Below are 24,014 nucleotides of genomic sequence, written 5' to 3' on the forward strand. Positions count from 1 at the left end.
GAGAAATCGCTCCTACAGTCGAGAAATGCAGCCCGTGATTACGGTGCAGGGCGACGGCTCACCGCCGTCGCCCGAGCCGGACCCGCCGCCGCGCCGATGGACTGCGCCCGGCCCCGCCACGCGGCGAAAGCTGCTGATCGGGGCGCTCGCCGTCTGGGCCGTGGTGATCACCGGCCTGGTCGTCTTCCGCGGCGAGGACTCCTCGCCGGAACAACCGGCCGCCCGCCCGCAGGCGTCACCCTCCGCATCGGACGCACCGCTCACGGTGGCCGAGACCTACCAGACCGTGCTGCCCTCGGTCGTCCGGATCACCTCGACCGGTAAGGCCGGCACCTCGGCCAACGCCAAGAGCATGGCGGAGTCGTCCACCGGCACCGGCGTGATCGCCAACGCCGACGGCACGATCCTCACCGCCGCCCACGTCGTCGACGGCGCGGTCGCCATCAAGATCACTTATGCCGACGGCACCACCTCGGCGGCCGAGGTGGCCAGTGCCGACGTCAAGCAGGACATCGCCACCCTCACCCCGGCCCAACTGCCGGAGACCCTGGTTCCGGCCACCCTCGGCGGTGGCCTCCAGGTCGGCGACGACGTGGTGGCCATCGGCAACCCGCTCGGGCTGACCTTCAGCACCACCAGCGGCGTCGTCTCCGGCCTCGACCGGGTGATGTCCCGCGAGGAGGACGGCGACATCGCCGGGCTCATCCAGTTCGACGCGGCGGTCAACCCGGGCAGTTCCGGCGGCCCGCTGATCAACGACCGCGGCCAGGTCGCCGGCATCGTGGTGGCGCTGGCCAACCCGACCGACGCCGGCACCTTCATCGGCATCGGCTTCGCCGTCCCGATCGGCGCCGCGCTCGGCGCGACCGGCCAGGGCGACGGCCAGACCCCGCCCCTGTGAACCCTGAGGAGAAGCACGTGAACTGGAACGACGCCGCGGTTCCGACCGCGTCCGCCGGCCCGATCGAGAAGGTGCTCTACGAGGTCAAGAAGACCATCGTGGGCCAGGACGTGCTGCTGGAACGACTCATCGTGGCCCTGCTCGCCCGCGGCCACATCCTGGTCGAGGGTGTGCCCGGCGTGGCCAAGACGCTCGCGGTGAAATCCCTCGCGACGGCGATCGGCGGCGACTTCCACCGGGTCCAGTTCACTCCCGACCTGGTGCCGGCCGACATCGTCGGCACCCGCGTCTACCACCAGCCGACCGGCGAGTTCCAGGTGCAGTTGGGTCCGGTCTTCACCAACCTGCTGCTCGCCGACGAGATCAACCGGGCCCCCGCCAAGGTCCAGTCCGCACTGCTCGAGACGATGCAGGAGCGGCAGGTCACCATCGGCCGCGAGACCCACAAGCTGCCCAACCCGTTCCTGGTGATGGCGACGCAGAACCCGATCGAGAACGAGGGCGTCTACCCGCTGCCCGAGGCCCAGGTCGACCGGTTCATGATGAAAGTCCTGGTCGGCTACCCCAGCGTCACCGAGGAATTCGTCGTCGTCGAGCGGGCCCTCGCCCCCGCCGCGGTCATCCAGCGGATCATCGACCCGGCCACCCTGATCAGCCTGCAACAGCAGGCCGACCAGGTCTACGTCGACCCGTCCCTGATCGAGTACGCCGTGCAGGTCGCCCACGCCACCCGCGAACCCGCCCGGATCGGGCTGACCGACCTGGCCCGCTACGTCACCTTCGGTGCCTCGCCCCGCTCCTCGATCAGCCTCGTCCTCGCCGCCCGCGCGCTCGCCTTCATCCGCGGCCGCGAATACGTCGTGCCCGACGACATCACCGACCTCGCCCCCGACGTGCTGCGGCACCGGCTCGTGCTGTCCTACGAGGCGCTGTCCGACGACATCACCCCCGACGTCATCCTGTCGAAGATCATGGCGAACCTGGCCATCCCCGAGCCGGCCGGCCGGGGCCGCTGAGGTGACCACCACCCCGGACCGCCTGCTACGACGCCTGGAATGGCGACTCGGCCGCCGCCTCGACGGCCGGCTGCAGGGTGCCTACCGCACGGTCTGGCACGGCACCGGCCTCGACTTCACCGACCTGCGCCACTACACCCCCGAGGACGACGTCCGGCACATCGACTGGAACGTCACCGCCCGCGCCGACGAACCGTACGTCCGGCTCTACACCGAGGACCGGGAGATGACCGCCTGGCTGGTCATCGACCGCTCCGCCTCGATGAAATTCGGCCAGGCCGCCGGCAAGGAATCCACCGCCACCGAACTCGCCGTCAGCCTCGGCCGGGTCGTCTCCCAGGGCGGCAACCGGGTCGGCGCCATCCTCTTCGACAACGACCACCACCTGGTCATCCCGCCCCGCACCGGCCGCGACCAGATCCTGCGCCTCACCCACGAGCTGCTGCGGCCGTCCGCCCCGGCGAAACGGGGCAAGACCACAGATCTGTCCAAAATGCTGCACCTGGCGGCGGCCACCACCGCGCGGCGGCGCAGCCTGATCTTCGTCATGTCCGACTTCATCGGCGACCCCGGCTGGCACAAACCACTCGCCCGGCTCACCCACCGCCACGAGGTCGTGGTGATCCGGGTCGTCGACCCGGCCGAGCTCGACCTGCCCGACCTCGGCGTGATCCTGGTGGAGGACGCCGAAACCGGCGAACAGCTCCTGGTCGACACCAGTGACCCGCTGCTACGCGGCCGACTGTCCGCCCAGGTCGACGCCCGCGAGACGGAACTGGCCGAGGGAATGCGACAGGCCGGCGTCGACGCCCACCGCATCACCACCGACCAGGACCTGCTCGCCTCGCTGGTGACCATGGTCCGGCGCTCGGGGCGGGTGCGCCGGTGACCTTTCTCTACCCCATGATCATCGCAGTGGCCGTCCTGGTCACGGCGGGCGCGATCACGGCGTACGTGATGTTGCAGCGCCGCCGCACCGCCGTCCTCACCGCGGCCGGGTTCGGAGCGCTGGCCGGCGGGACCACCCGGCGCGCCACCATCCGCCGCCACCTGCCCTACGCCCTGCTGCTCGCCGCCCTGCCGATCCTGCTCATCGGCCTGGCCCGCCCGCAGGCCGAGGTGGCCGTGCCGCGGGTGTCCGGCACCGTGCTGCTCGCCTTCGACATCTCCAACAGCATGAAAGCCACCGACGTGCAGCCCTCCCGGCTCGCCGCGGCCCAGCAGGCGGCGGTCGGCTTCGTCGAGGAGCAGCCCGACTCGGTCGACGTCGGCGTCGTGGTCTTCGGCGAGCAGGCCCTGCTCACCCAGGCACCGACCGATGACCACACGCTCGCACTGGCCGCGATCAACCGGGCCGCCGCCAGCGGCGGCACCTCGCTCGGCCAGGCCATTCTGGTCGGCCTCGGCACGATCACCGGCAAACCGGTGACGCTCCCGCAGGACGGAGCCGCGGCCCCCAACCTCGGTTACTGGCCGTCGGCGACCATCGTGGTCTTCTCCGATGGGGCGGACACCGGCGGGCCGGACGCCGAGGCCGCGGCCGAACTCGCCGCGGCGGCCGGGGTGCGCATCCAGACCGTCGGCGTGGGTACCGCCAAGGGCGGCACCGTCGAGGTGGACGGCTTCCAACTCGCCGCCACCATGGACGAGGCCGCGCTGACGTCGATCGCCCAGGTCACCGGCGGGTCGTACCATCAGGCCGGCGACGCCGGTGCACTGGCCGACACCACCAAGTCCATCGACCTGCGCCTGACCAGCAAGAAAGAGCCGCTCGAGTTGACCGCGCCGTTCGCCGGCGCCGCCCTGCTGCTGCTCGCGCTCGGCGCGCTGCTCGGCACCCGCTGGCACGGGAGGATCGTCTGATGTCGCTCAGCTGGCCGTGGGCGCTGCTCGCGCTCCTGACCGTGCCGCTGCTTCTCGCGGTGCGGTGGTGGATGAACCGGCGGCGGAAACGCTCGGCGGTGGTCGTCTCCAGCGTCGCCCTGATCCGGGCCGCCGTCCCCGGGCGCAGTTCGTGGCGCCGGCGGGTGCCGGTCTGGCTGTTCCTGGGCGGCCTGATCGTGCTGGCCGGTGGTCTGGCCCGGCCGCAGGCGACGGTGTCGGTGCCGTCCAATAACACCTCGATCCTGCTGGCCATCGACGTCTCCGGCTCGATGTGCAGCACCGACATCAGCCCCAACCGGCTGACCGTGGCCACCGAGGCGGCCCGCAACTTCATCAAGAAGCAGAGCGACGGCACCCAGATCGGGCTGGTCGCCTTCTCCGGCATCGCCGGCCTGCTGGTCGCGCCGACCACCGACAAGGACTCGCTGCTCGACGCGATCGACACCCTGAAGACCGCCCGGGGTACGGCGATCGGCCAGGCCATCCTCACCTCGATCGACGCGATCGCCGAGCACAACCCCAACGTCGCGAAGACCGGGGTCGACCTCGGTGACGCCGACCCGGGCACGCTCGGTGACTACCAGCCGGACACCATCGTGGTGCTCACCGACGGTTCCAACACCACCGGCGTCGACCCGGAGACCGCGGCCGAACAGGCGGCGGCCCGCAAGGTGCGGGTCTTCACGATCGGCTTCGGCACCACCACGCCGGCCCCGATGGTGTGCACGGCCGACCAGGTCAGCGGCGACTCGTTCATGGGCGGTGGCGGCTTCGGCGGCGGCCGCGGCGGTGGTGGCCGCAACCAGCAGATCGACGAGGACGCTCTGCAGAACGTCGCGGACACCACCGGCGGCCGCTACTTCCGGGCCGAGGACTCCGACCAGCTCGTCGACGTCCTCGACGACCTGCCCCGGGAGATCGGCCTGCACCAGCAGAAGGTGGAGATCACCGTCTGGTTCGTGCTGGCCGCCGCGCTGCTGGTGTTCACCGGCGTGTTCCTGTCGATGTGGTGGTCTCAACCGAGAACGCCGGCCCAGCGGGCCCGCACCTCGGCCAAGTAGGCCGGGTCGCTCTCGGCGACCCGGGGGAACGACGCCAGCCGCTCCCACGGGCGGCAGGCGTCGATCACCGCGCGACTGTTGAACGGGGCCGCGCCTGCCGGCAGCATCGGGTCGAGCCGGCTGCCCCGGGTGCGGCGCTGCAGCTCGATGTCCTCGGCCGGGTCGGTGCGGGTCGAGATCGCCCAGATCAGCTGGTCCAGGTCGGCCGGGTCGATGTCGTCGTCGACCACGACGACGTACCGGTTCATGTAGGCCGCCGCCGGGAGCTGCGCGGTGAGGTGGCCGACCTGGCGGCGTGCCCGGCGTACTTATGCTCGATGGCGACACCGACGAAGAGCCGGCCGCCGCCGGCCTCGTGCGCCCAGGCCTTGGCGACGCCGGGTACGCCGGTCGCCACCAGTTCGTCGTGGATCATCGCCGACTTGAGCACGGTCCGCATGTACGAGTAGTCGTGCGGCGGGCGGCCGGGCGGGGCGCCGAGCAGGATCGGATCGTCGCGGTGGTAGAGCCGGGTGATCTCCAGGCACAGATCGGGACGGCGGGCACCCGAGTAGTAGCCGGTCCACTCGCCGAACGGGCCCTCCTCGCGGGTCTGCCCGGGGCGCAGCCAGCCCTCGACGGCCAGCTCGCTGCCGGCCGGGATGGGCAGTCCGGTGTCCGGGGCGAGGACGACCGGCACCCGTTCGCCGGCGACGGCACCGGCGTACTCCAACTCGGAAACGCCCAGCGGAACCTCCGTCCCGCCCAGCGCGAGCAGCAGCGGGTCGTGTCCGAAGGACACCGTGACGGGCGCCCGGCCGGGCCGGGCGAACCAGGCGGCGATGTGCTGGGCACCGTGCTTGCCGGGAACCGCGGCGACGGTGACCGCCCGGCCCTCGTCCTGCACCTCCATCCGGTAACAGCCATGAGGTTCAAGGCTGCCGCGGTCGCGCTCGCCCTGTTGACGACCACCGCCGGCTGCACCGACAAACCGGACGCGGCGCCGGACAAGGTTGCCTATGCGACCGGGTTCGGGGCGGTCGGGCGGGACGCCTTCATCTGGGTGGCCCGGGACAAGGGCTACTTCGCCGAGGCCCGGATCGAGGTCGACATCCAGAAGGGCACCGGCAACGTTCCCAACCTCACCATGCTCAAGGCGAACGAGGCGCAGTTCGCGGCCATGGACTTCGCCGGCGCCGAGCTGCTGGCCGGTCAGCGGAAGTTCACCGACTGGCGGGCGGTCGCGGCCATCCACCAGCAGACCCTCGTCTCGATCATGACGACCGCGGACACCGGCATCACCAAGCCCACCGATCTGAAGGGCCGGACGGTCGCGACCGCCACCGGCTCGGTCAGCGAGGTGCTCTTCCCGGCCTACGCGAAACTGGCCGGCCTCGATCCCGCCTCGGTCACGATCCAGGGGACCCAGCCCACCGCTCTGAACGGGCTGATGGCCCAGCGGAGGGTCGACGCGATCAGCACGTTCCTGCTCAGCCGCAAGGCGCTGGAGACCACGTCGAAGAAGTCGGTCACCGTCCTGCCGTACAGCGACTACCTGAAGAACCTCTACGGCAACGTCATCGTCACCCAGGCCGGCCTGATCGGTAGCGATCGCGACCTGGTCCAGCGGTTCACCACCGCCGCCCCGAAGGGCCTGCGGTACACCCTGGACCATCCGCAGGAGGCCGCCGAGATCCTCAACCGGGCCGAACCGACGGCCGCGATTCCCGCGGCCGTCGGCGAGATCGAGGCGATGAAGCCGTACGCCGAGCCACTCGGGCGCCTCGACCAGAAGCGGGTCACCGACGGCCTCGCCGAGTTGCAGGCCGGTGGGCTGTCCGCGGACCAGGTGGCCGACTTCAGCTTCTGTTCCGGTACTCCCACAGCCGGTTGTAGTTGACGTCGTTCAGGTCGCGGCCCTCGTCGATGCGGGCCGCGAACGGGCGGGCCGTGGTGGCGGCCGGCGCCCACGGGGTGACCGTGTTGTAGCCCGCGCCGATCAGGCTGTCCCGGATCACCAGCTGGCCGTTCGGAGTGATGCCGGGCAGGTAACCGGTGGCGCTCGCACCCTGGTCCCAGGCCCGCCCGAGGAAACCGGTCGGTGCCGCCTGGTAGGCCGCGTCGGCGGTGATCCGCGAGTGGATGACCAGGAAACCATACGGATAGTTCGGGGCGGTGTTCGGTGCGAAGACGACGCCGCCCGAGGCCTTGCGCGACGAGACCAGGTGGAAGTGGGTGTCGCTGAAGACGGTGGCGGCCCGGCCGAACACGAAGTCGGTGTCGCCCTCGATGTAGCTGTCCCGCACCGACACCCGGGCGATTCTCGTGACGTCGTCGGCGTTGGCCAGGAAGGTGTCCTGCCGGGAGATCAGCCGCATGTTCTCCAGCTGCGTGCGGTCGGCGTCGGTGCGCAGGGCGAGCGCCTGGTGCGTGCCGCGGTCGACGGTGTCGAGCAGGGTGTTCGTGATGGTCAGGCCGCGGAGCTGGAGATCGGTGCTCTGCGCCCAGACCACGGTGGCGCACAGGCCGGCGGTGGCGCTGGTCTTGGTGGCGCAGGACTGGAACATCGGCCAGGCCGGGTCTCCCTCGGCGTACCGGCCGTCGGCGTTGACCAGGGCGGCCCAGGCGGCCGGCGTGATGGTGGCGTCGACGGTGAACTCGAGGCGCACGTCGGCCGGGCGGCCGAGGCCGAAGATGGTCAGCGGCGGCGAGCCGGCCGGGATGAGGACCGTGCCGGTGTAGGTGCCGGGCAGGATGCCGATCCAGCGGCGGGCGGCGCCGCCGTCCCGGTAGGCGGCGTTGACCGCCTCCTGCACGGTCGTGAAGCCGTGGCCGCCGACCAGGTAGTCGGGGCGGCCGGTGGCGATCGGTCTGGGGCGCCACGGATCGGCGACCGGCGCGGCGTAGAGGCCGGAATAGCGGAAGTAGTTCTCCGGCGTGAACGGCCGGGCCTCGGTGTGGGAGAGGACCGGGCGGGTCGTGGTGCCCGGTGCGCCACCGCCCGGCACCGCGAGCGCCATCGCCGCTGCGGCCGCCATCATCAGCATCATCGCCATCTCCTCAGGAATGCGCTTACCTCAGGGACTTTGTCGAATCATACGATCGAGATCAGTCAATAGCAGCCCGCTCTTTTCTCCCAAATGCGACAACTACTCTCCGCAGTCTTTTCGTGACCAGATCCTGATGCCGTCAGATGTGTATTACTAAGAGTTACCGGCTGTCCGATCACAGAGAGTGCGGAGGAACGGCAAAGGGGACTCAAAGAATTCCTTCCTAGTGTTGCCAAGGACGCATAACACCCGGAAAGGAAAAATAACCATGATTCGTACGGCCGTCATGCCCGCCACCGAGGCCGCCCCACAGGTTTTCGTCGACTCCACGGGTCGCCGGAAGCGCCTCTTAGCGATCTTCGGCTTCTTCGTGGCGATCTTCGCGGCCTTCTACATCGCGGTGGTCGGCACCAGCGTGGTCCAGGCCTCCGATGCCGGCCTGACCACCAAGGCCACCGTCTCGACCCTGGCCACCACCAGCGCGACGGCGTCGGCCTCGGCTTCGTCCTCCAGTTAGCCCGTGTAGTCGGCGAACAGATCGGTGAAGGCGTAGTCGGTCTGGCTGATGCCGCTGCACTTGCTGCTCACCGAGCCGTCGGTGCAGTCGCCGTTGTCGCGGTTCACCGACCAGAACCGGACGAACCCCAGCCCCTTCTCCTTGGCGTAGGTGAGCAGCGTCTTCGCGTTCGCCACCGTGGTCGGGCCGCCGAGGCCGTTGGCCCCGATCATCGGGGTGACGCCGAGCATGGCGTACACCTCGGTGTCGGTGAGATCGGACCAGACACCCGCCACATCCGCCTTCACCGACTCGGTCGCCGTGGTCAGCGCGGCGCCCCAGTCGCTGCCGGTCCCGGTGAAGTTCATGATCATCGCGTTGACCGTGACGTCCAGGCCGGCGTCCTCCGCGCTCTGCAGCAGCGCGATCGCGGTGTCGGTCAGACCGACCGACTCGCCGCCGACCGGCAGGGTCAGGGTGATCGCGGTGCCGCGCGCCTTCTGCACGGTGGACAGCGCCGTCATGATCGTCGCGGCGGTCACCGTCTGTTCGATGTCGACATCGAGGTAGTTGCTCCCCGCGACGTCCAGCGCCTTCTCGTACGCGGCGGCCAGCTCGTCGGCCGAGCAGACGTTCTCCAGATAGGTGCCGGTCTCGCCGCCGGTGGACACGATGACGTCGCCGCTGATCGCCGTGATCTTGGCGATCGCCGCGGCAATCGTGCTGTCGTCGATCGCCGCCGTGCCGCCCCAGGTCGGCGTGCACGTCTTGGCGCTGTCCGCCAGCACGAAGGCCGCCGTGAAATCGGCCTGTCCGGTCGCCGTGTGAATCGCGGTGATGTCGGCGGTGCCGCTCACGATGTCGACATAGGGCGCGACGACCGGCGCGGTCGTGACGGTGGCGCTCGCCGTCGCGGTCGCTGACGTGCCGCTACCGGAATCGGAATCCGAGTCGCCGGAACAGCCCGCGACGGTCACGAGCAGGGCTGCCGCGGCCAGGCCGCACGTCAGGCGCACCCTCGAACTATCCCACTCCCCTACCCGGCAATCGCCGCGAACGACTCAGAAACGTCTCGGCCCGGCCGATCAGGGCGATGAGCCAGCGTCTGCCCTCTGGGGGATTGGAAACTCTGTGTCCGTCGAGACGTCCGCGCCAGTACGGCGGCGCATACCGGTGCCGCGCCCGCGCTGGATCGTCCTGACCGTCGTACTCGTTCTGTTCGCGGCGATCCTCGCGGTCAACGGCCTGGTGGAGGGCGAGTTCACCCAGGACGGCGCGGCCGAGGCGACCGCGCAGACGTCCGACGTGCCGAGCGACGTACTTGACGGCGGCGGACCGATCATCCAGACCGACGGCAGCACCACGACCACGGTCAGCGTGCCGGACAACCAGATCGTGCTGACCTTCGACGACGGGCCGAGCCCGAAGTACACCCCGGAGATCCTGGACGTCCTGGCCAAGTACGACGTCCCGGCCACGTTCTTCATGATCGGTTCCGAGGTCAGCCGCTATCCGGACCTGGTGCAGGACGTACAGGACGCCGGGCACGAGATCGGCATCCACACGTTCACCCACCCCGACCTGTCCACCAAGAACGAGTGGCGGCGCGAGGTGGAGATGCAGGAGACCCAGTTCGCCTTGGCCGGGGCGGCCGGCGTCACCAGCGTGATCTTCCGCCCGCCGTACTCGTCGACGGTGAAGGCGATCGACAACAACGTCTGGTCGGTGATGACCGACATGGGCAAACGCGGCTACCTGACCGTTGTGAACGACCTGGACAGCCGGGACTGGGAGTCCGCGACCACCATCGACGACATCCTCACGGCGACCACCCCGGACGACGACGCCGGCGCGATCGTGCTGTTCCACGACGGCGGCGGCAACCGATCGAAGACCGCCACCGCGCTGGAGACCGTCATCCCGACGCTGAAGAACGCGGGCTACACCTTCACCACGGTCTCGGCGCTCACCGGGATGACGACGGTCAACCCGACCGCCTCCGGCAAGGACCGGGCACTCGGCCTCGGCCTGGTCGGCGCTGTGCAGGTGGCCATCCACACCACGGTGTTCTTCTCGTGGTTGTTGCTGCTGCTCGGCGTGCTCACCGTGGCCCGGCTCATCCTGGTGATCGTGCTCGGCCGCAAACACGCCCGGCGGAAGAAGACGGGGGCGTGGGGCGAGCCGTACACGAAACCGGTGACCGTGCTGGTGCCCGCGTACAACGAGAAGGAGATCATCGCCGACACCCTGCGGTCGCTGGTGGCGAGCACCCACCCGATCCGGATCGTGGTGATCGACGACGGCTCGACCGACGGCACCGCGGACATCGCCGACGCCCTCGGGTATCCGAACGTCACCGTGGTCCGGCAGCCGAACAGCGGTAAGCCGGCGGCGCTGAACACCGGCATCGCGCACGCCGACACCGAGGTCGTCATCATGATGGACGGCGACACCGTCTTCGAACCGGACACCGTACGGCTGCTGGTTCAGCCGTTCGCCACCGCCGAGGTCGGCGCGGTCGCGGGCAACGCCAAGGTCGCCAACCGCAAGGGCATGGTCGCCCTCTGGCAGCACATCGAGTACGTCGTCGGCTTCTCCATCGACCGCCGGGCGTATGACGTCATGCACTGCATGTCCACCGTCCCGGGGGCCATCGGCGCCTTCCGCACCGAGGCGCTCAAGCAGGTCAACGGGCTCAGCGACGACACCCTGGCCGAGGACACCGACCTGACCATCGCGATCATCCGGGCCGGTTGGCGGGTGGTCTACGAGGAGCAGGCCCGCGCCTGGACCGAGGCCCCGTCGACGATGTCCCAGCTGTGGCGGCAGCGCTACCGCTGGAGCTACGGCACCATGCAGGCGATGTGGAAACACCGCCGCACGCTGGTCGAGGGCGGCACCGGTGGCAAGTTCGGCCGGCGCGGCCTGGTCAACATGACCCTGTTCCAGACGCTGCTGCCGCTGCTGTCCCCGCTGATCGACGTGTTCCTGATCTACGGCCTGTTCTTCCTCGACCCGCTGAAGACCGCGCTGGCCTGGCTGGCCATGCTCCTCGTGCAGCTGGCCAGCACGATCTACGCTTTCCGGCTCGACCGGGAGTCGCTGAAACCGCTCTGGCGGCTGCCGTTGCAGCAGTTCGTCTACCGCCAGTTGATGTACCTCGTGCTGATCCAGTCGGTGCTCGCGGCACTGGGCGGCATCCGGCTCGGCTGGCAGAAGCTACGCCGTACCGGTGGATTGAATGCCCTGTTGGGAAGCCGTTTGCCGACAGGAGACGCGTAGTCCGCACACAGCGAAACCGCTGGTCAGCCTGGCTAACTTGGCCGGCATGTGCGGAATCGTGGGATATGCGGGCCGGCGGACGGCCGTGGACATCGTGGTGGACGGGCTGCGGCGGCTGGAGTACCGCGGCTACGACTCGGCCGGGGTAGCCGTGGTCACCGACAGCGGCGAGTTGCTGATGGAGAAGAGAGCGGGCAAGCTCGCCAACCTCTCGGCAGCGCTGACCGCCGGAAAGCTCGAGATCGGGACCACGGGCATCGGGCACACCCGGTGGGCGACGCACGGCGGCCCGACCGACCGGAACGCCCATCCCCACCTGTCGGCGGACAACCGGATCGCGGTCATCCACAACGGCATCATCGAGAACTTCGCCCGGCTGCGCGCGTTGCTGGAGGCTGATGGGGTCGAGTTCGCCAGCGACACCGACACCGAGGTCGTGGCGCACCTGCTGGCGGCGGAGGACGCACCGCTGCCCGAAGCCATGCGGCGAGTCTGCCTCCGGCTCGAAGGTGCGTTCACGCTGCTCGCGGTCGCCGCCGACGATCCGGACACGGTGGTCGGCGCCCGGCGCAACTCGCCGCTGGTGGTGGGCCGCGGCGACGGCGAGAACTTCCTCGCGAGCGACGTGTCCGCCTTCATCGCCCACACCCGCGAGGCGATCGAACTCGGCCAGGACCAGGTCGTGGTGATCACCCCTTCGTCAATCGAGATCATGGATTTCGCTGGCGTGCCGACCACCGGCACCGACTTCCACATCGACTGGGACGCGAAGGCCGCCGAGAAGGGCGGCTTCGACCACTTCATGCTCAAGGAGATCGCCGACCAGCCGCAGGCCATCGCCGACACCCTGCTGGGCCGGCTCACCGACAACGGCATCGCCCTCGACGAGGTACGCCTCAGCGACCAGGACCTGCGCGACGTCGAGAAGGTGTTCATCGTCGCCTGCGGCACCGCGTACCACTCCGGCATGGTGGCGAAATACGCGATCGAGCACTGGACCCGCATTCCCTGCGAGGTCGAGCTGGCCAGCGAGTTCCGCTACCGCGACCCGATCCTGGACCGCTCGACCCTGGTCATCGCGATCAGCCAGTCCGGCGAGACCATGGACACGCTGATGGCGCTGCGGCACGCGAAACAGCAGAACGCCCGCGTGCTCGCGATCTGCAACACCAACGGCTCGACCATTCCGCGCGAGTCCGACGCCGTGCTCTACACGCACGGCGGGCCGGAGATCGCGGTCGCCTCCACCAAAGCCTTCCTGACCCAGCTGGTGGCCTGCTATCTGATCGGCCTCTACCTCGCCCAGGTGCGCGGCATCATGTACCCCGACGAGGTCGGTGCCGTCGTGCGGCAGCTCCAGCAGACCCCCGACCTGCTGCGCGGCCTGCTCGACCAGATGGACCCGGTGCGCAAGCTGTCCCGCGACCTCGCCTCGGCCCGGCAGGTGCTGTTCATCGGCCGGCACGTGGGTTACCCGGTGGCCCTCGAAGGCGCGCTCAAGCTCAAGGAACTCGCCTACATGCACGCCGAGGGCTTCGCGGCCGGCGAGCTCAAGCACGGGCCGATCGCCCTGATCGACGACGGCACCCCGGTCATCTGCGTGGTGCCGTCGTCCGCCATGCACGACAAGGTGGTCTCCAACATCCAGGAGGTGCGCGCCCGTGGCGCGCGAACCATCGTCATCGCCGAGGAGGGCGACGAGTCGGTCGAGGCGTACGCGGACGACGTGATCCGCGTGCCGCGGGTGCCCACCCTGCTGGCCCCGCTGATGACCACCGTGCCCCTGCAGATCCTGGCCTGCGAGATCGCCACCGCCCGCGGGTACGACGTGGACCAGCCCCGCAACCTGGCCAAGTCGGTCACCGTGGAATGAGAGCCTGCCGGCCGCGGCCCCGGAGCGGGGGACGCGGCCGGCCCCTCCCGCCCGTTTGATCGATTCGGGGGCATTTCGCGTATGGTCGTCTGCCGTCTCCCGTTCCTCTCAAGGCGCTGACATGACCAATCCCCCGGATGACGACGCCGAGCGGCCCGACCCCGTCCTGGTCCGCCCGTACGTCAACACCACCCCCACGCCGCGCGATCCCGCCGACGCACTCACAGTGATCCAGCCGGCCGTCGTCGACGACGACACCGCCCTCCTCGACCCGGTCCCGCCGCCTCGGCGCCGCACCGGCATCGGCCGCATCCTCGCGCTGCGCATGCTCGCCCTGCTCGGCGGCGTGGCCGTCGCGCTGGCCGTGGCCGGCTACCTGATCTTCGCCCCGAAGGACACGACGGCGCAGCCCAGCACCGCACTGCCCCAGTTCACCCCCGGCCAGCCCGGCAGCCCCGCCGCAGCGGCCCACCCGTCGGCATCGGCCTCCACCAGCCGCAGCCCGTCGGCCAGTCCCTCGGTCTCGATCTCGCTCTCGATCCCGGCGCCCTCCGCCCCCTCGCCGTCCGTCCCCTCGGCGGCGGCTTCGGCGACCCCGGCCCCGCCCGCGTCCGACCGCACCGGCTCGGTGACCGCGGCGAGCGGCCGATGTCTGGCGCTGGGCGGCCTGCTCGCCCTGGACGGCAGCCCCATCCAGGTGAACAGCTGCGCCAACCTCGACGTCCAGCACTTCACCCTGGCCACCGACGGCACCCTGCGGGTGGCCGGCAAATGCGCCCAGGCCACCGGCGACGCCACGGTCCGCCTCGCCGCTTGCGACGACCGGGCCGCCGCCCAGTGGCGGACCGCCGCCGCGAACGCTCTGGTCAACCCCTCCACCGGCCGGTGTCTGACCGATCCCGGCTCGCTCGGTGCGACCACAAAGGTCACGGCGTGCACCGGAGCAGCCGATCAGAGCTGGTCGCTGCCGTAGGGCACGGCGCTGACTGCCCCTTTGGACATTGACATCGATCACTGGGCGGGAAACGCTGGGCGGGAGAGAGCGCTCTCGAAACGGCCCGGGCCGCATCCCCCGATCAGCCTCCGCCGCGGCCGGCGCCGGACGCCATCCCCCGTGCGGCGTCGAAGCGGGAGGCCGTCCCCCTCGGATGTGAGTCATGAAGAAAGTCCTGATCGCCGCCGGTGCGCTGTTGCTCGCGCTGGCCGGCACCGTCGTGCTCGCGGGTGGCGCGGACGCCGCCCAGACCAGTTTGCGGGCCGCTGATCCGAGCGTTCTGCGGGTCGGCGGCACCTACATCTCGGTGCAATCCACCGGCGGCGGGATCGCCGTACGCCAAGCAAGCTCGACCGACGCGCTCGCCTCGGCCACCGCCCGGCAGGTCTGGTCCGACAGCCGTGGGCGGGGCGAGGTCTGGGCGCCCGAGATCGTCGTGGACGGCGGACGGTTCTACATCTACTTCACGGCCGGGGTCGGCGCCGCCCACCGGATGTTCGTGATCAGCTCGGCCGTCGCGGACAGCGGTTACACGGCCGAGACGCAGCTGGCGCTGCCGGACAACAAGTGGGCCATCGACGGGACGATGTTCACCTTCAACGCGCAGCGCTGGTTCGTCTGGTCGGGGTGGGCCGGGGACACCAACGTCGAGCAGAACCTGTACATCGCGCGGATGAGTTCGCCGACCACGCCCACCGGCGCCCGCTACGTCATCTCGCAACCCCGGGAGAGCTGGGAACGGGTCGTCGGCAACCCGTTCATCAACGAGGCGCCCGAGGCGATCAAGGATCCGAACGGGCAACTGCACGTCGTGTATTCGGCGAACGGCAGCTGGAGTGACCAGTACTGCCTGGCCGAGCTGCGGCTCCGGGCCGGCGGCGACCCGACCTACGTGTGGGACTGGTACAAGTCGAACGGCTGCCTGTTCGGCTCGAACCGGGCCACGATGATGGCGGGCTGGGATCCGACGCTCAACGTGAACGGGCCGGGCCACCACAGCTTCGTGCTGCTCAACGGCGACATCGCCACGTCGCCGCCGGCCGGGCCGCGGTTTCCGCTGATGTTCCACGCGGTGCCGAAGGGCACGCCGTACTCGTGGGGCAACCGGTACTGGTACACCGGATCTTTCTGCTGGTGGGGCAGCACGACCTATCGCCGGGCGAACGTCCCGGGCGCGACCACGGACACCGGGTTCAGCCTGAAGTTCTTTGAGTAAGGCCTTTCCTGCACTACATTTCATCCATCATTGTCGATCCGTCTCGCGGCATCGTGGGAACCGCGGGCACGGAGGAGGTCCCCCATGCGCCGTCCCATGCTCGCCGTCCTGACCGTCGCGGCCGTCGCCCTCGTGGCGACGGCCACGGCAGCGGAAGCGGAAGCGGCCACCACCTACGTGGTGGCCGCCGACGGGTCCGGCAACTACACCACCATCCAGGCCGCCCTGGCCAAGGCCGTCTCCGGCGACACCATCTCGGTGAAAGCCGGCACCTACAAGGGGCAGGTCTCGATCCCGGCCGGCAAGTCCGGCATCACCATCAAGGGTGCGACCGGCACCTCGTCGGACATCGTGATCACCGGCAACGTGCCGCAGTCCACCGCCGGCGCCACCGGCAGCGCGACCGTCCTGAACCTGGCGGCCAACACCACCATCACCGGACTGACCATCGCCAACACGTATGGCGTCGGCAGTCAGGCACTCGCTCTCTACGCCGGCGGCGACCGGCAGGTCTACCGCAACGTGCGGCTCCTCGGCCACCAGGACACGTTCCTGTCCTGGGGCGGCACCGGCAGCAAGCAGGTGCGGCAGTACGTCTACAAGAGCTACATCGAGGGCGACGTCGACTTCATCTACGGCAACGGCGCGCTCGTCATCGACAGCACCACGATCAAGTCGCTCGACCGGGGCAGCAGCAACAACGGCTACATCACCGCGGCCGCGACGAACGCCACCAACCCGTACGGGATCCTGATCACCCGGTCCGCGCTGCAGGGGCCGTCGGCCGCGCAGACCGTGGCGCTCGGCCGGTGCTGGCACGCGGGCGGCGCGAGCGACGCCATCGGCCAGGTGCTGATCCGCGAGTCGACGCTCGGCAGCCACGTCCGGCAGGCCGGCGCCTGGCAGGACATGAGCGGCTTCTCCTGGAAGACGTGCCGCTTCAACGAGTACGCCAACACGGGCGCCGGCGCGACCCAGGGCACCAGCGACCGCCCGCAGATGAGCGCGTCGACGGCGGCCAACTACACCTCGCAGAAGTACTTGGCCGGCGCCGACGGCTGGAACCCGGTGCAGCCCTAGCTAGATCTCCAGGGCTCGCTCGATGTTGCGCAACTGGTGCCGGGCCATCGCGAGATTGGCCCGGTCCTTGTACAGCGCGAGATAGAGGAACAGCCCGTGACCGGAGCGCGCGGTCAGCGGGCGGATCAGGTGGTACTGCGAGCCCAGCGTCACGAGAACGTCCTCGATCGGTTCGTTCAGGCCGAGCATCTCCATGGTGCGCAGCTTCGCCCGGATCACGTCGGTGTTGGCGGCCGCGGCGGTGATGAGGTCGAAATCCTTGCCACCGCCGACGGTCCCCAGCGCCATCCCGCTGGTGTGATCGACGAGAGCGACACCGATGGCGCCGCTGATCTGCATCGCGTCCTTGAGTGCCACGTCCATCTCTGCCATCGGCGTCCTTCCCCGGGTCCGGTTGTCTCACCGACCATGCCGGGCTCCGGCCGCACCGCGGCGCACACGATGTCCGATGTGGCGGGCGCCGCCCGTGTTTCTCTTCGACGCGGCCAAGAACCGACTTGCAGACTTCTGCAACTACGCATCACTTCATCCGCGTAACCATTCGGGCGGTTCGGCGTTGAAGGCGGTTACTCGCTGCGAACAACCTGGGGGACGCGCATGTCGGTGCCGCTGTACCAGGCGAAGGCCGAGATGTTCCGCACCCTCGGCCATCCCGTACGCATCCGGGTCCTGGAATTGCTGCAGGCCGGCCCGCGCCCGGTCCGCGATCTGCTCGCCGACATCGACGTGGAACCGTCGAGCCTCTCGCAGCAACTGGCGGTCCTGCGCCGGGCCGGCATCGTGGTCAGCTTCCGGGAGGGCGGCCTGGTGATGTACGCCCTGAGCACCCCGGCCGTGGCCGACCTGCTGGCCGCGGGCCGCCGCATCCTCGGCGAGGTGCTGACCGACCGGGACAGCCTGCTGGCCGAGCTCAAGGCCCGCGACTAGAGCCGGCATCTTGTCGGTAGGGTCAAGTTCGAGCTAGCTTCTTGACCATGGAGTCAACTACTGCCGAAGCGGAGCCTACGGCCCAGGAGCCGGAGGACGCTCCCGCGCCGCTGATCATGGTGGAGTCGGCCGACGAGGGCGGCGTCTGCGCCGCTGACGGGACGTGTGACTGATGAGTGCCAGCGTGTTCGGCCCGGCCGCCGAGCCGGTCGTGGTGGATGTCTGGAGTGACGTCGTCTGCCCGTTCTGCTACCTCGGGCACGCCCTCCTGGCCGAGGCCGTCGAGCAGTTCCCGCACGGCTCGGCGGTGCAGGTCCGCTACCACAGCTTCCAGCTCAACCCGGGTTTCCCGGTCGGTGCGGCCGTCCTCGCCGACGACTACCTCGCCAACCAGTACGGCATGCCCAAGGCCCAGATCGCGGGCTCGCACGCGCAACTGGCCGCCCGCGGCGCCCAGTCCGGCCTCGACTACCGGTTCGAGTCGACCCAGATGATCAACACGCTGGATGCGCACCGGATGATCCACCTGGCCAAGGCGCACGGCCAGGAGAACGCGATGGTCGACCGGCTCTTCCGGGCCGAGTTCACCGAGGGTCTCAACCTCGCCGACCACACCGTGCTCACCGACCTCGCCGCCGCGGAGGGTCTCGACCGGGCCGAGGCGGCCCACGTGCTGGCCACCGGGGCGTACGAGAAGGAGATCCGCGCCGACCTCGCGCGGGCCAAGCAGCTGGGCATCACCGGGGTGCCGTTCTTCGTCTTCGACAACAAGCGCGCGGTCTCCGGCGCGCAGCCGATCGAGACGTTCCGCAAGGCCCTGGACGTGACCTGGCAGGACCGGGCGACGCAGCCGGCATGACGCTCCGAGCCGACGCGCGGCGCAACGTCGAGGGCATCCGGCGGGCCGCCCTCGACGTCTTCCGCGCCGGCGGCCTGACCACCCCGATGGACGAGGTGGCCCGGGCCGCCGGGGTCAGCAAGGGCACCATCTACCACCGGTTCGGCGGCCGGCGCGGGCTGATCGACGCGGTCGTCGACGAGTTGGTGGCCGAGCGGATCCGGGCCATCGTCGAGCGGGTCGAGGCGCTCGACGGCCCACTGGCCCGGTTCGAGGCCTACCTGCACGGCATCTGGCTGCTCCAGTTCGACGAACCGGCCGCCAACGACGTGCTGATGCGAGCGCTGCCCGACTCCGAACCGCTGAGCATCCTGTGCGACCACGCGTGCGAGTTCGCCCGCAGGCTGCTGCACGACGCCCAGGCCGCCGGCGTGATCCGCGCCGACCTCACCCCGGAAGACCTGACCCACCTGATCCTCGAACGCGGCGCGATCGTGCGGGCCTGCCCGCACCAGTCCCGGGCCGACTACGACCGGCGGCTCGGCTTCGCCCTACGCGGTCTCCGGCCGGTCTAGGCGGCGATCGATCCGGCTGGTTCCAGGCCGAGCCACTCGGCCAGCGACTCGATCTCGCGGGTCAGCTCGGCCTCGTCGAACGGCTCGTCCTCGTGGATGGCGTCCACTCGCAGCACGCCGGCCTTGCGGTCGGCGGTGGCGTCGAGCTTGCCGACCAGGCGGTCGCCGGCCAGGATCGGCAGCGCCCAGTAACCCCAGCGGCGCTTGGCGACCGGCTTGTACATCTCCAGCTGGTAGTCGAACTCCAGCAGATCGACCATGCGTTTCCGGTCGTAGACGAGCCGGTCCAACGGGGACAGCAGCGCCACCCGGCCCTCGAAGGGCTGGTCCAGCTGGGCCGGGTCGACCCGCCACCGGCCGCGCACGCCCTCGACGACCGCCTCCTCACCGGCCTCGCCCACCCCGTTCGGCTCGATCATCGTCTCCGCGGCCCGTGCCCGCGCGATGCCCAGCGCGCCCAGCCGGCGCTCGTCGCGGAGTCGCCGGGCCTCCTCGAGCGGGATCGCGGGCGCGTCCGGGTAGACCCGCGAGGCCAGGTCGAACAGCCGCTCGCCGCGCCGCCGGGACGACACCGCGACCTCACCGGCGGCCAGCATCATCTCGAGCATCTGGATGACGTTGCGGTCGTTCGTCCAGCCCGTCGATCGCCACGGCACTACGCACGTGTCCGGTAGCTCACGCGCCGACGAAGGCCCCTCGGCGGTGAGACGCCGCAGGATGTCGCGGCGGCACGCGTCGTTCGCCCGCACCCACTCCCGCGGTTGAGCCCGCCGGGCCTCCATCTCGGCCCGGTGGAGCGGGAGATCGGCCGCCGGGCGGATCAGACCGCGCAGCTCCAGCAGTTCCCGGGAGGCGAGCGCGTCGGTGAGGTCGGCCGGCGAGTATGCCGGGCCGAGCCGGCTCCAGGCGACGAGGTGCGCGTTCGGCGCGACCGCGGCGGTCTGGTCGTACTGCAGCAGGGTCAGCCCGTGCACCAGGTCGAGCAGCCCGTCGGGGCGGGCGGCGTCGAGCAGCTGCGCCCGCACCGCGATCCGCCGCGCCTCCGCCCGGGAGAGCTGATGTGCACCCACGGCCCCGACCCTAGTCGTGTTCGGGTTCGGCCAGGGGGTCGGCACCGGCCAGGAAGGCGGTTACCCGGGCGTGCAGGCGGGTCGCGCCGATCGCCGCCGACCAGCGGGCGACCTCGGTGGCGAGGGCTTGGGCGCCGGCCTCGTCGCCCGTCCGGCGGTGCAGCGCGGCCAGCAGGAACTGCTGCGACAGCGTGCCGGGAACCGCGCCCGCGGCGGCGCCCAGCTCGGTGGCCCGCTCCCAGCGGTGCCGGGCGCCGTCGAAGTCGCCGTCGTCGTAGTCGTGGTCGCCGAGGTGCCGCAGGGCCTCCCGGGCGAGCAGGCCGTCGCGGCCGGCCACCGCCAGCGCCGCCTCGTAGTGGGCCGGCGCCACCTGGCGTTCGGCCCGCAGGTTGTCGGCGATCCAGCCGAGGCACATCTCCGCCCAGCCGCGCTGGTTGTCATCGTCGGCCCGCTCCCGCAGGGCCACCGCGCGCCGGCCGAGGTCGGCGATCGCGGCCGGGTCCTTGCCCCACGGGCCGAGCCGCAGTTCGTCCTCGGCGTGCAGCAGTTGGAAGTAGTCGTACTGCACCCGGAGGAAGTCCAGCCGCCACCCGGATTCCGGGCCGCAGGCGGCCAGCCGTTCGCCCGCATCGGAGCCGGCGAACCACTCGCCGGCCAGGGCCACCTCCGCCGCCGCGAGATCGAGTGCCGCCCGCTCGGGCGGGTCGACCACGGCCGCGTCCAGGAGAGCCAGCGCCCGTTCCCATCGCCCGGCGTTGGCCAGCTCCCGCGCCGCCGCCACCACTTCGTCCACTGCGATCACTGCCCCGTTGGTAGTCATGGCCGGGACGGTAGTTTTCCGAAAAACTATCCACAAGAAAATCACTTCGAGGGGGCATCGTGCGCGACTCCGTGGACCGGCATGTCGAGCTCTGGCAGCGCGAGCACGACTGGCTCGACCCGCTCACCGAGGCGATCTTCGCGCGGCTGCACACGCTGACCCGGTACGCGGCGCAGTACCGCCGCGAGACCCTGGCCGAGGGCGGCCTCAAGCTCTGGCAGTTCAAGATCCTGTTGACCCTGCGCCGCCTCGGACCGCCCTATGCGGCCAGTCCTTCCCAGCTCGCCGACCTGCTCGGCCTGACCCGCGGCGCCCTCTCCAACCGCCTGGCCGGCGTCGAGAGCGCCGGCCTGATCACCCGCACCCACCCGGGCGGCGACCGGCGCCGGGTCGAGGTGCGGCTCACCGACGCCGGTTATGCGGCGTTCGAACGGCACGCCAGCACCGAGGGCCGCGGCGAGAACCGGCTCCTCGAACCGCTGACTGCCGAGGAGCGCCGGACGCTCGCCGATCTGCTGCGCAAGCTTCTGGTCAACGCTGAGTCATGACGGCGGTGTCCACATCGCGCCATGGCGCTGGTGCGGCAGTTCTGGGTCTGTCGGAAAGGCGCCCTACGTCTTCAAAATTTGAACCGCTGCCCCACCGCCGGTTGCTCGAAGGAGACCCACCATGCGGCAACTGTCCGTGCTGACCGGCGCCCCGATCGGCGCCGCAGCCGCGGCGGGGTCATCAATACCCCCGGCCGCACCGGCCCGCGCCGCCACGCGCGGCCGCCCCGCCCGCCGCCCCCGGCGGACGGACGCGGCCCAGTATCCAGTGCCGGTGCGGCCGGGCTCGGCGGACCCGTCATGATCCCGCTGGGTTACGGCGGTCAGAGCCACCCGCGTTTTGCCGCCTGGAAGGCCAGGCCGGCCCGGCTGTCCACGCCGGCCACCAGCATCAGGCGATCGAGGCGGCGCTGCACGGTCCGCTTGCTCACCTGGAGGTGGGTGGCGATCGATTTGTCCGGCATGCCCGCCACCACCAGGGACAGCAGCAATCGGTCGGGCTGGTCGGTCGACTCGCCGAGCAGCGGCGTCGCCCGCTCCCAGTAGCTCTCGAACAGCGCGATCAGCGCGTCGAGCAGCTCGGAGGACCGGATCAGCGCCGCGGTGGGCTGCCCGGCGCCGCGGGCGGCATCCGGGACGAGCGGGCAGATGGCCAGGTTGCGGTCGGCGATGGCCAGGCGTACGGGAAGGACCGGCAGCGTACGGGCCTGTTCACCCATCCCCACCGCCTCGACGATGCTCGCCAGTTCCCCGGGCTTGTCGAGCAGCGCTCGCTCGTAGATCGCCCGGTAGCGCACGCCGCGGGTCAGCGCCGGCGTCTCCTCGGCGTTCTCCGTTCCGTACATGGCGATCGGGTTGGCCCGGCAGAACCAGCGGATCTCCTCCTTGGCCGAGTCCTGCATCTCGCGCAGCCGTTCGCGCAGGGCGGGTGCGCCCACCACGATCTCCATGAGGTGTTCGGCACTGCGCCAGCGGGTGTTGCTGCGGTACTCCTCGCTGAGCGCGGCCACCATGTGCCGGGCGGACTCGAGGTGCTCCTGCTCGCGCAGCAGCACCTCACCGAGCGCGACGTCGGGCGGTAACGCACGGTACGTCGGGCCGGCCGTCACGAGACCGCGGCGTCGTAACTCCTCCAGCACGGCGAGGGCGTGGCCGGAACCGATCCCGGCCCGTTCCGCGAACTCCTCGACACCGGCCCCGGCCATCCGCACCAGCAGCCGGTAGGCCTGCTCCTCGGACTGCGGCAAGAGATCCACGGGCACACTGTAAGAGGCTCTACCGATCGGCGTCTCCCCCCACCGGCGGCAGGCACACCGTGCGCAGCGGCGGGAACCCGTTGAAGCCCACCGATGCGTAAGTGGCCGTGTACGCACCGGTGCCGTGGATCTGCACGATGTCGCCCGGCCGCAACGCCAGCGGCAGCTCGTAGTGCGCCTTCTGGTAGAGGATGTCGACGCTGTCGCAGGTCGGGCCGGCCAGCACGACCGGGGCGGTGATCGCGCCGTCGTGCGGGGTGGTCAGGCGGTACTGGATCGCCTCGTCCTCGGTCTCGGCCAGGCCACCGAAGCGGCCCACGTCCAGGTAGACCCAGCGGGGCTCGTCGGCGTACGACTTGCGGGACACCAGCACCACCTCGGTGTGCAGCACCCCGGCCGGGGCCGCGATGTAGCGTCCCGGCTCGATCATCAGCGCCGGCCGGTCGCCGAAGTGGGCCGCCACGGCGGCGTCGATGGCCGCCGCGTACTTCTCGATCGGGGCCACCTCGGTCTGGTAGTCGACCGGGAAGCCGCCACCGCAGTTGAGCAGGCGCAACGTGATGCCGTCGGCGCCCAGGCGGGTGAAGATCGCGGCGGCCTCGGCGATGCTCGGCTCCCAGCGGCCCGGGTCCAACTGCTGCGAGCCGACGTGGAAACAGATGCCGGCCGGGTCGAGGCCGTGCGCCGCGGCCCACCGGATCAGGTCGACCGCCATCTCCGGCGCGCACCCGAACTTGCGGCTCAGCGGCCATCGCGCGCCCTTGCTGGAGGCCAGCACCCGGCAGATCACCGCCGCTCCGGGCGCGTTGTCGGCGAGCTTCTCCAATTCGCCGAGACTGTCGAAGGCGAAGGTCCGAACACCCTTTGCGTACGCGTACGCGATGTCCTCGGCCTTTTTGATGGTGTTGCCGAAGGACAATGTGGACGGGTGCGCGCCGGCCTCGAGGGCCATGTCGACCTCGGCCCGGCTGGCCACGTCGAAGTGGCAGCCGGCTCGGACCAGTTCGAGCAGCAGGGTGGGCTCGGGATTGGCCTTGACCGCGTAGTAGACCGGCGTGCCGTCAAAAGCCGCGGCGATGCGGCGATATTGGGCGACGGCCGCGGAAATGTCGACGAGAAGGTAGGGCGTGTCCATCCATCTCCCCCGG

At 70.4% G+C, this 24,014-nt stretch carries 26 protein-coding genes; 17 read left to right on the forward strand and 9 right to left on the reverse strand.

The features are described 5' to 3' along the window. The first annotated feature begins 25 nt into the window (after positions 1–25). The 5 genes from Ato02nite_RS31955 to Ato02nite_RS31975 are packed head-to-tail and all read left to right on the forward strand — an operon-like array spanning position 26 to position 4,862. Complete coding sequence (locus tag Ato02nite_RS31955; protein WP_213010389.1) at positions 26–901, forward strand: S1C family serine protease; 876 nt, start codon at positions 26–28, stop codon at positions 899–901. A gap of 17 nt (positions 902–918) precedes the next feature. Further along, positions 919–1,917 carry an AAA family ATPase gene (locus Ato02nite_RS31960; RefSeq protein ID WP_213010390.1) on the forward strand — a complete coding sequence of 333 codons (999 nt, stop codon included), beginning with the start codon at positions 919–921 and terminating at the stop codon, positions 1,915–1,917. A 1-nt stretch (position 1,918) separates the two neighbouring features. Beyond that, positions 1,919–2,806: a DUF58 domain-containing protein gene (locus Ato02nite_RS31965; protein WP_213010391.1), complete on the forward strand. Its 888-nt coding sequence runs from the start codon at positions 1,919–1,921 to the stop codon at positions 2,804–2,806. A 14-nt stretch (positions 2,807–2,820) separates the two neighbouring features. After that, a complete protein-coding gene (locus Ato02nite_RS31970; RefSeq protein WP_246607665.1) occupies positions 2,821–3,780 on the forward strand; it encodes a VWA domain-containing protein in 960 nt (319 codons plus the stop codon). Beyond that, positions 3,780–4,862 (forward strand): VWA domain-containing protein, encoded by a 1,083-nt coding sequence (locus tag Ato02nite_RS31975; RefSeq protein WP_213010393.1) that lies wholly within the window; start codon positions 3,780–3,782, stop codon positions 4,860–4,862. Before Ato02nite_RS31970 ends, Ato02nite_RS31975 begins: the two co-directional genes overlap by 1 nt. Here the strand turns inward: Ato02nite_RS31975 and Ato02nite_RS51950 are convergent. Continuing rightward, positions 4,817–5,110, reverse strand: coding sequence for a UbiD family decarboxylase domain-containing protein (locus Ato02nite_RS51950; RefSeq protein ID WP_246607667.1), 294 nt, complete (start codon positions 5,108–5,110; stop codon positions 4,817–4,819). The genes Ato02nite_RS31975 and Ato02nite_RS51950 overlap by 46 nt on opposite strands. Continuing rightward, a complete protein-coding gene (locus Ato02nite_RS31980; protein WP_246607669.1) occupies positions 5,107–5,754 on the reverse strand; it encodes a UbiD family decarboxylase in 648 nt (215 codons plus the stop codon). The genes Ato02nite_RS51950 and Ato02nite_RS31980 overlap by 4 nt, the downstream gene beginning before the upstream one ends. A 12-nt stretch (positions 5,755–5,766) precedes the next feature. Between Ato02nite_RS31980 and Ato02nite_RS31985 the strand changes: the two genes are divergently transcribed. Next, the gene (locus Ato02nite_RS31985) at positions 5,767–6,741 is read left to right on the forward strand and encodes an ABC transporter substrate-binding protein (protein ID WP_213010394.1); all 975 of its coding nucleotides are present in this window, start codon (positions 5,767–5,769) and stop codon (positions 6,739–6,741) included. On the opposite strand, the gene Ato02nite_RS31990 is transcribed toward Ato02nite_RS31985, so the two are convergent. After that, positions 6,701–7,891 (reverse strand): putative acyl-CoA thioester hydrolase, encoded by a 1,191-nt coding sequence (locus Ato02nite_RS31990; protein ID WP_246607671.1) that lies wholly within the window; start codon positions 7,889–7,891, stop codon positions 6,701–6,703. The genes Ato02nite_RS31985 and Ato02nite_RS31990 overlap by 41 nt on opposite strands. A 268-nt stretch (positions 7,892–8,159) precedes the next feature. Here Ato02nite_RS31990 and Ato02nite_RS31995 point away from each other — a divergent pair, with 268 nt between their 5' ends. After that, the gene (locus tag Ato02nite_RS31995; RefSeq protein WP_213010396.1) at positions 8,160–8,408 is read left to right on the forward strand and encodes a hypothetical protein; all 249 of its coding nucleotides are present in this window, start codon (positions 8,160–8,162) and stop codon (positions 8,406–8,408) included. Here Ato02nite_RS31995 and Ato02nite_RS32000 read toward each other — a convergent pair. After that, positions 8,405–9,403 (reverse strand): glycoside hydrolase family 18 protein, encoded by a 999-nt coding sequence (locus Ato02nite_RS32000; protein WP_213010397.1) that lies wholly within the window; start codon positions 9,401–9,403, stop codon positions 8,405–8,407. The two genes, Ato02nite_RS31995 and Ato02nite_RS32000, sit on opposite strands and share 4 nt — an antisense overlap. Positions 9,404–9,560: 157 nt before the next feature. Here Ato02nite_RS32000 and Ato02nite_RS32005 point away from each other — a divergent pair, with 157 nt between their 5' ends. The 5 genes from Ato02nite_RS32005 (at position 9,561) to Ato02nite_RS32025 (ending at position 16,832) form a co-directional block, all read left to right on the forward strand. Next, positions 9,561–11,669 carry a bifunctional polysaccharide deacetylase/glycosyltransferase family 2 protein gene (locus tag Ato02nite_RS32005; RefSeq protein ID WP_246607672.1) on the forward strand — a complete coding sequence of 703 codons (2,109 nt, stop codon included), beginning with the start codon at positions 9,561–9,563 and terminating at the stop codon, positions 11,667–11,669. A 46-nt stretch (positions 11,670–11,715) separates the two neighbouring features. Further along, positions 11,716–13,542: a glutamine--fructose-6-phosphate transaminase (isomerizing) gene (gene glmS / locus Ato02nite_RS32010; RefSeq protein ID WP_213010399.1), complete on the forward strand. Its 1,827-nt coding sequence runs from the start codon at positions 11,716–11,718 to the stop codon at positions 13,540–13,542. Between the two features lie 121 nt (positions 13,543–13,663). Continuing rightward, the gene (locus tag Ato02nite_RS32015) at positions 13,664–14,515 is read left to right on the forward strand and encodes a ricin-type beta-trefoil lectin domain protein (RefSeq protein WP_213010400.1); all 852 of its coding nucleotides are present in this window, start codon (positions 13,664–13,666) and stop codon (positions 14,513–14,515) included. A gap of 184 nt (positions 14,516–14,699) precedes the next feature. Continuing rightward, complete coding sequence (locus tag Ato02nite_RS32020; RefSeq protein ID WP_213010401.1) at positions 14,700–15,752, forward strand: glycoside hydrolase family 43 protein; 1,053 nt, start codon at positions 14,700–14,702, stop codon at positions 15,750–15,752. An 84-nt stretch (positions 15,753–15,836) separates the two neighbouring features. Further along, positions 15,837–16,832 (forward strand): pectinesterase family protein, encoded by a 996-nt coding sequence (locus Ato02nite_RS32025; RefSeq protein WP_213010402.1) that lies wholly within the window; start codon positions 15,837–15,839, stop codon positions 16,830–16,832. On the opposite strand, the gene Ato02nite_RS32030 is transcribed toward Ato02nite_RS32025, so the two are convergent. Continuing rightward, positions 16,833–17,204, reverse strand: coding sequence for a hypothetical protein (locus Ato02nite_RS32030; RefSeq protein WP_213010403.1), 372 nt, complete (start codon positions 17,202–17,204; stop codon positions 16,833–16,835). A gap of 225 nt (positions 17,205–17,429) precedes the next feature. Here Ato02nite_RS32030 and Ato02nite_RS32035 point away from each other — a divergent pair, with 225 nt between their 5' ends. Genes Ato02nite_RS32035 through Ato02nite_RS32045 form a run of 4 tightly spaced genes read left to right on the forward strand, consistent with a single transcriptional unit; the run spans position 17,430 to position 19,172 of the window. Next, entirely contained in the window at positions 17,430–17,759 is a 330-nt protein-coding gene (locus Ato02nite_RS32035; RefSeq protein ID WP_213010404.1) for an ArsR/SmtB family transcription factor, read from the forward strand. A 47-nt stretch (positions 17,760–17,806) separates the two neighbouring features. Next, positions 17,807–17,932 (forward strand): hypothetical protein, encoded by a 126-nt coding sequence (locus tag Ato02nite_RS52625; protein WP_281419849.1) that lies wholly within the window; start codon positions 17,807–17,809, stop codon positions 17,930–17,932. Continuing rightward, positions 17,932–18,618, forward strand: a complete 687-nt coding sequence (locus tag Ato02nite_RS32040; protein WP_213010405.1) for a DsbA family oxidoreductase — start codon at positions 17,932–17,934, stop codon at positions 18,616–18,618. Before Ato02nite_RS52625 ends, Ato02nite_RS32040 begins: the two co-directional genes overlap by 1 nt. Further along, positions 18,615–19,172 carry a TetR/AcrR family transcriptional regulator gene (locus Ato02nite_RS32045; protein ID WP_213010406.1) on the forward strand — a complete coding sequence of 186 codons (558 nt, stop codon included), beginning with the start codon at positions 18,615–18,617 and terminating at the stop codon, positions 19,170–19,172. Before Ato02nite_RS32040 ends, Ato02nite_RS32045 begins: the two co-directional genes overlap by 4 nt. Here Ato02nite_RS32045 and Ato02nite_RS32050 read toward each other — a convergent pair. After that, the gene (locus Ato02nite_RS32050) at positions 19,169–20,242 is read right to left on the reverse strand and encodes a DNA glycosylase AlkZ-like family protein (protein WP_213010407.1); all 1,074 of its coding nucleotides are present in this window, start codon (positions 20,240–20,242) and stop codon (positions 19,169–19,171) included. The genes Ato02nite_RS32045 and Ato02nite_RS32050 overlap by 4 nt on opposite strands. A gap of 10 nt (positions 20,243–20,252) precedes the next feature. Then, positions 20,253–21,062 (reverse strand): hypothetical protein, encoded by an 810-nt coding sequence (locus tag Ato02nite_RS32055; protein WP_213010408.1) that lies wholly within the window; start codon positions 21,060–21,062, stop codon positions 20,253–20,255. Between the two features lie 59 nt (positions 21,063–21,121). On the opposite strand from Ato02nite_RS32055, the gene Ato02nite_RS32060 reads away from it, so the two are divergent. Beyond that, the gene (locus Ato02nite_RS32060; RefSeq protein ID WP_213010409.1) at positions 21,122–21,610 is read left to right on the forward strand and encodes a MarR family winged helix-turn-helix transcriptional regulator; all 489 of its coding nucleotides are present in this window, start codon (positions 21,122–21,124) and stop codon (positions 21,608–21,610) included. Positions 21,611–21,933: 323 nt separating this feature from the next. Here Ato02nite_RS32060 and Ato02nite_RS32065 read toward each other — a convergent pair whose 3' ends face one another. After that, on the reverse strand, positions 21,934–22,866 hold the full coding sequence (locus Ato02nite_RS32065; protein ID WP_246607674.1) for a TrmB family transcriptional regulator: 933 nt from the start codon (positions 22,864–22,866) through the stop codon (positions 21,934–21,936). Between the two features lie 19 nt (positions 22,867–22,885). Beyond that, positions 22,886–24,001, reverse strand: a complete 1,116-nt coding sequence (locus tag Ato02nite_RS32070; RefSeq protein WP_213010411.1) for a type III PLP-dependent enzyme — start codon at positions 23,999–24,001, stop codon at positions 22,886–22,888. Positions 24,002–24,014 lie beyond the last annotated feature (13 nt).

It is taken from the genome of Paractinoplanes toevensis (genome assembly GCF_018332695.1).
Classification (GTDB): Bacteria; Actinomycetota; Actinomycetes; order Mycobacteriales; family Micromonosporaceae; genus Actinoplanes; species Actinoplanes toevensis.

Bases quoted from the DNA above. Each gene is read 5' to 3' on its own strand.
- Ato02nite_RS32045 (WP_213010406.1), top strand. From the start codon at position 18,615: ATGACGCTCCGAGCCGACGCGCGGCGCAACGTCGAGGGCATCCGGCGG.
- Ato02nite_RS32035 (WP_213010404.1), top strand. From the start codon at position 17,430: ATGTCGGTGCCGCTGTACCAGGCGAAGGCCGAGATGTTCCGCACCCTC.
- Ato02nite_RS31990 (WP_246607671.1), bottom strand. From the start codon at position 7,891: ATGATGCTGATGATGGCGGCCGCAGCGGCGATGGCGCTCGCGGTGCCG.
- Ato02nite_RS31985 (WP_213010394.1), top strand. From the start codon at position 5,767: ATGAGGTTCAAGGCTGCCGCGGTCGCGCTCGCCCTGTTGACGACCACC.
- Ato02nite_RS31995 (WP_213010396.1), top strand. From the start codon at position 8,160: ATGATTCGTACGGCCGTCATGCCCGCCACCGAGGCCGCCCCACAGGTT.
- Ato02nite_RS31980 (WP_246607669.1), bottom strand. From the start codon at position 5,754: ATGGAGGTGCAGGACGAGGGCCGGGCGGTCACCGTCGCCGCGGTTCCC.
- glmS (WP_213010399.1), top strand. From the start codon at position 11,716: ATGTGCGGAATCGTGGGATATGCGGGCCGGCGGACGGCCGTGGACATC.
- Ato02nite_RS32030 (WP_213010403.1), bottom strand. From the start codon at position 17,204: ATGGCAGAGATGGACGTGGCACTCAAGGACGCGATGCAGATCAGCGGC.
- Ato02nite_RS32040 (WP_213010405.1), top strand. From the start codon at position 17,932: ATGAGTGCCAGCGTGTTCGGCCCGGCCGCCGAGCCGGTCGTGGTGGAT.
- Ato02nite_RS31970 (WP_246607665.1), top strand. From the start codon at position 2,821: ATGATCATCGCAGTGGCCGTCCTGGTCACGGCGGGCGCGATCACGGCG.
- Ato02nite_RS31955 (WP_213010389.1), top strand. From the start codon at position 26: ATGCAGCCCGTGATTACGGTGCAGGGCGACGGCTCACCGCCGTCGCCC.
- Ato02nite_RS31975 (WP_213010393.1), top strand. From the start codon at position 3,780: ATGTCGCTCAGCTGGCCGTGGGCGCTGCTCGCGCTCCTGACCGTGCCG.
- Ato02nite_RS32025 (WP_213010402.1), top strand. From the start codon at position 15,837: ATGCGCCGTCCCATGCTCGCCGTCCTGACCGTCGCGGCCGTCGCCCTC.
- Ato02nite_RS32015 (WP_213010400.1), top strand. From the start codon at position 13,664: ATGACCAATCCCCCGGATGACGACGCCGAGCGGCCCGACCCCGTCCTG.
- Ato02nite_RS32055 (WP_213010408.1), bottom strand. From the start codon at position 21,062: ATGACTACCAACGGGGCAGTGATCGCAGTGGACGAAGTGGTGGCGGCG.
- Ato02nite_RS52625 (WP_281419849.1), top strand. From the start codon at position 17,807: ATGGAGTCAACTACTGCCGAAGCGGAGCCTACGGCCCAGGAGCCGGAG.
- Ato02nite_RS32070 (WP_213010411.1), bottom strand. From the start codon at position 24,001: ATGGACACGCCCTACCTTCTCGTCGACATTTCCGCGGCCGTCGCCCAA.
- Ato02nite_RS32020 (WP_213010401.1), top strand. From the start codon at position 14,700: ATGAAGAAAGTCCTGATCGCCGCCGGTGCGCTGTTGCTCGCGCTGGCC.
- Ato02nite_RS51950 (WP_246607667.1), bottom strand. From the start codon at position 5,110: ATGAACCGGTACGTCGTCGTGGTCGACGACGACATCGACCCGGCCGAC.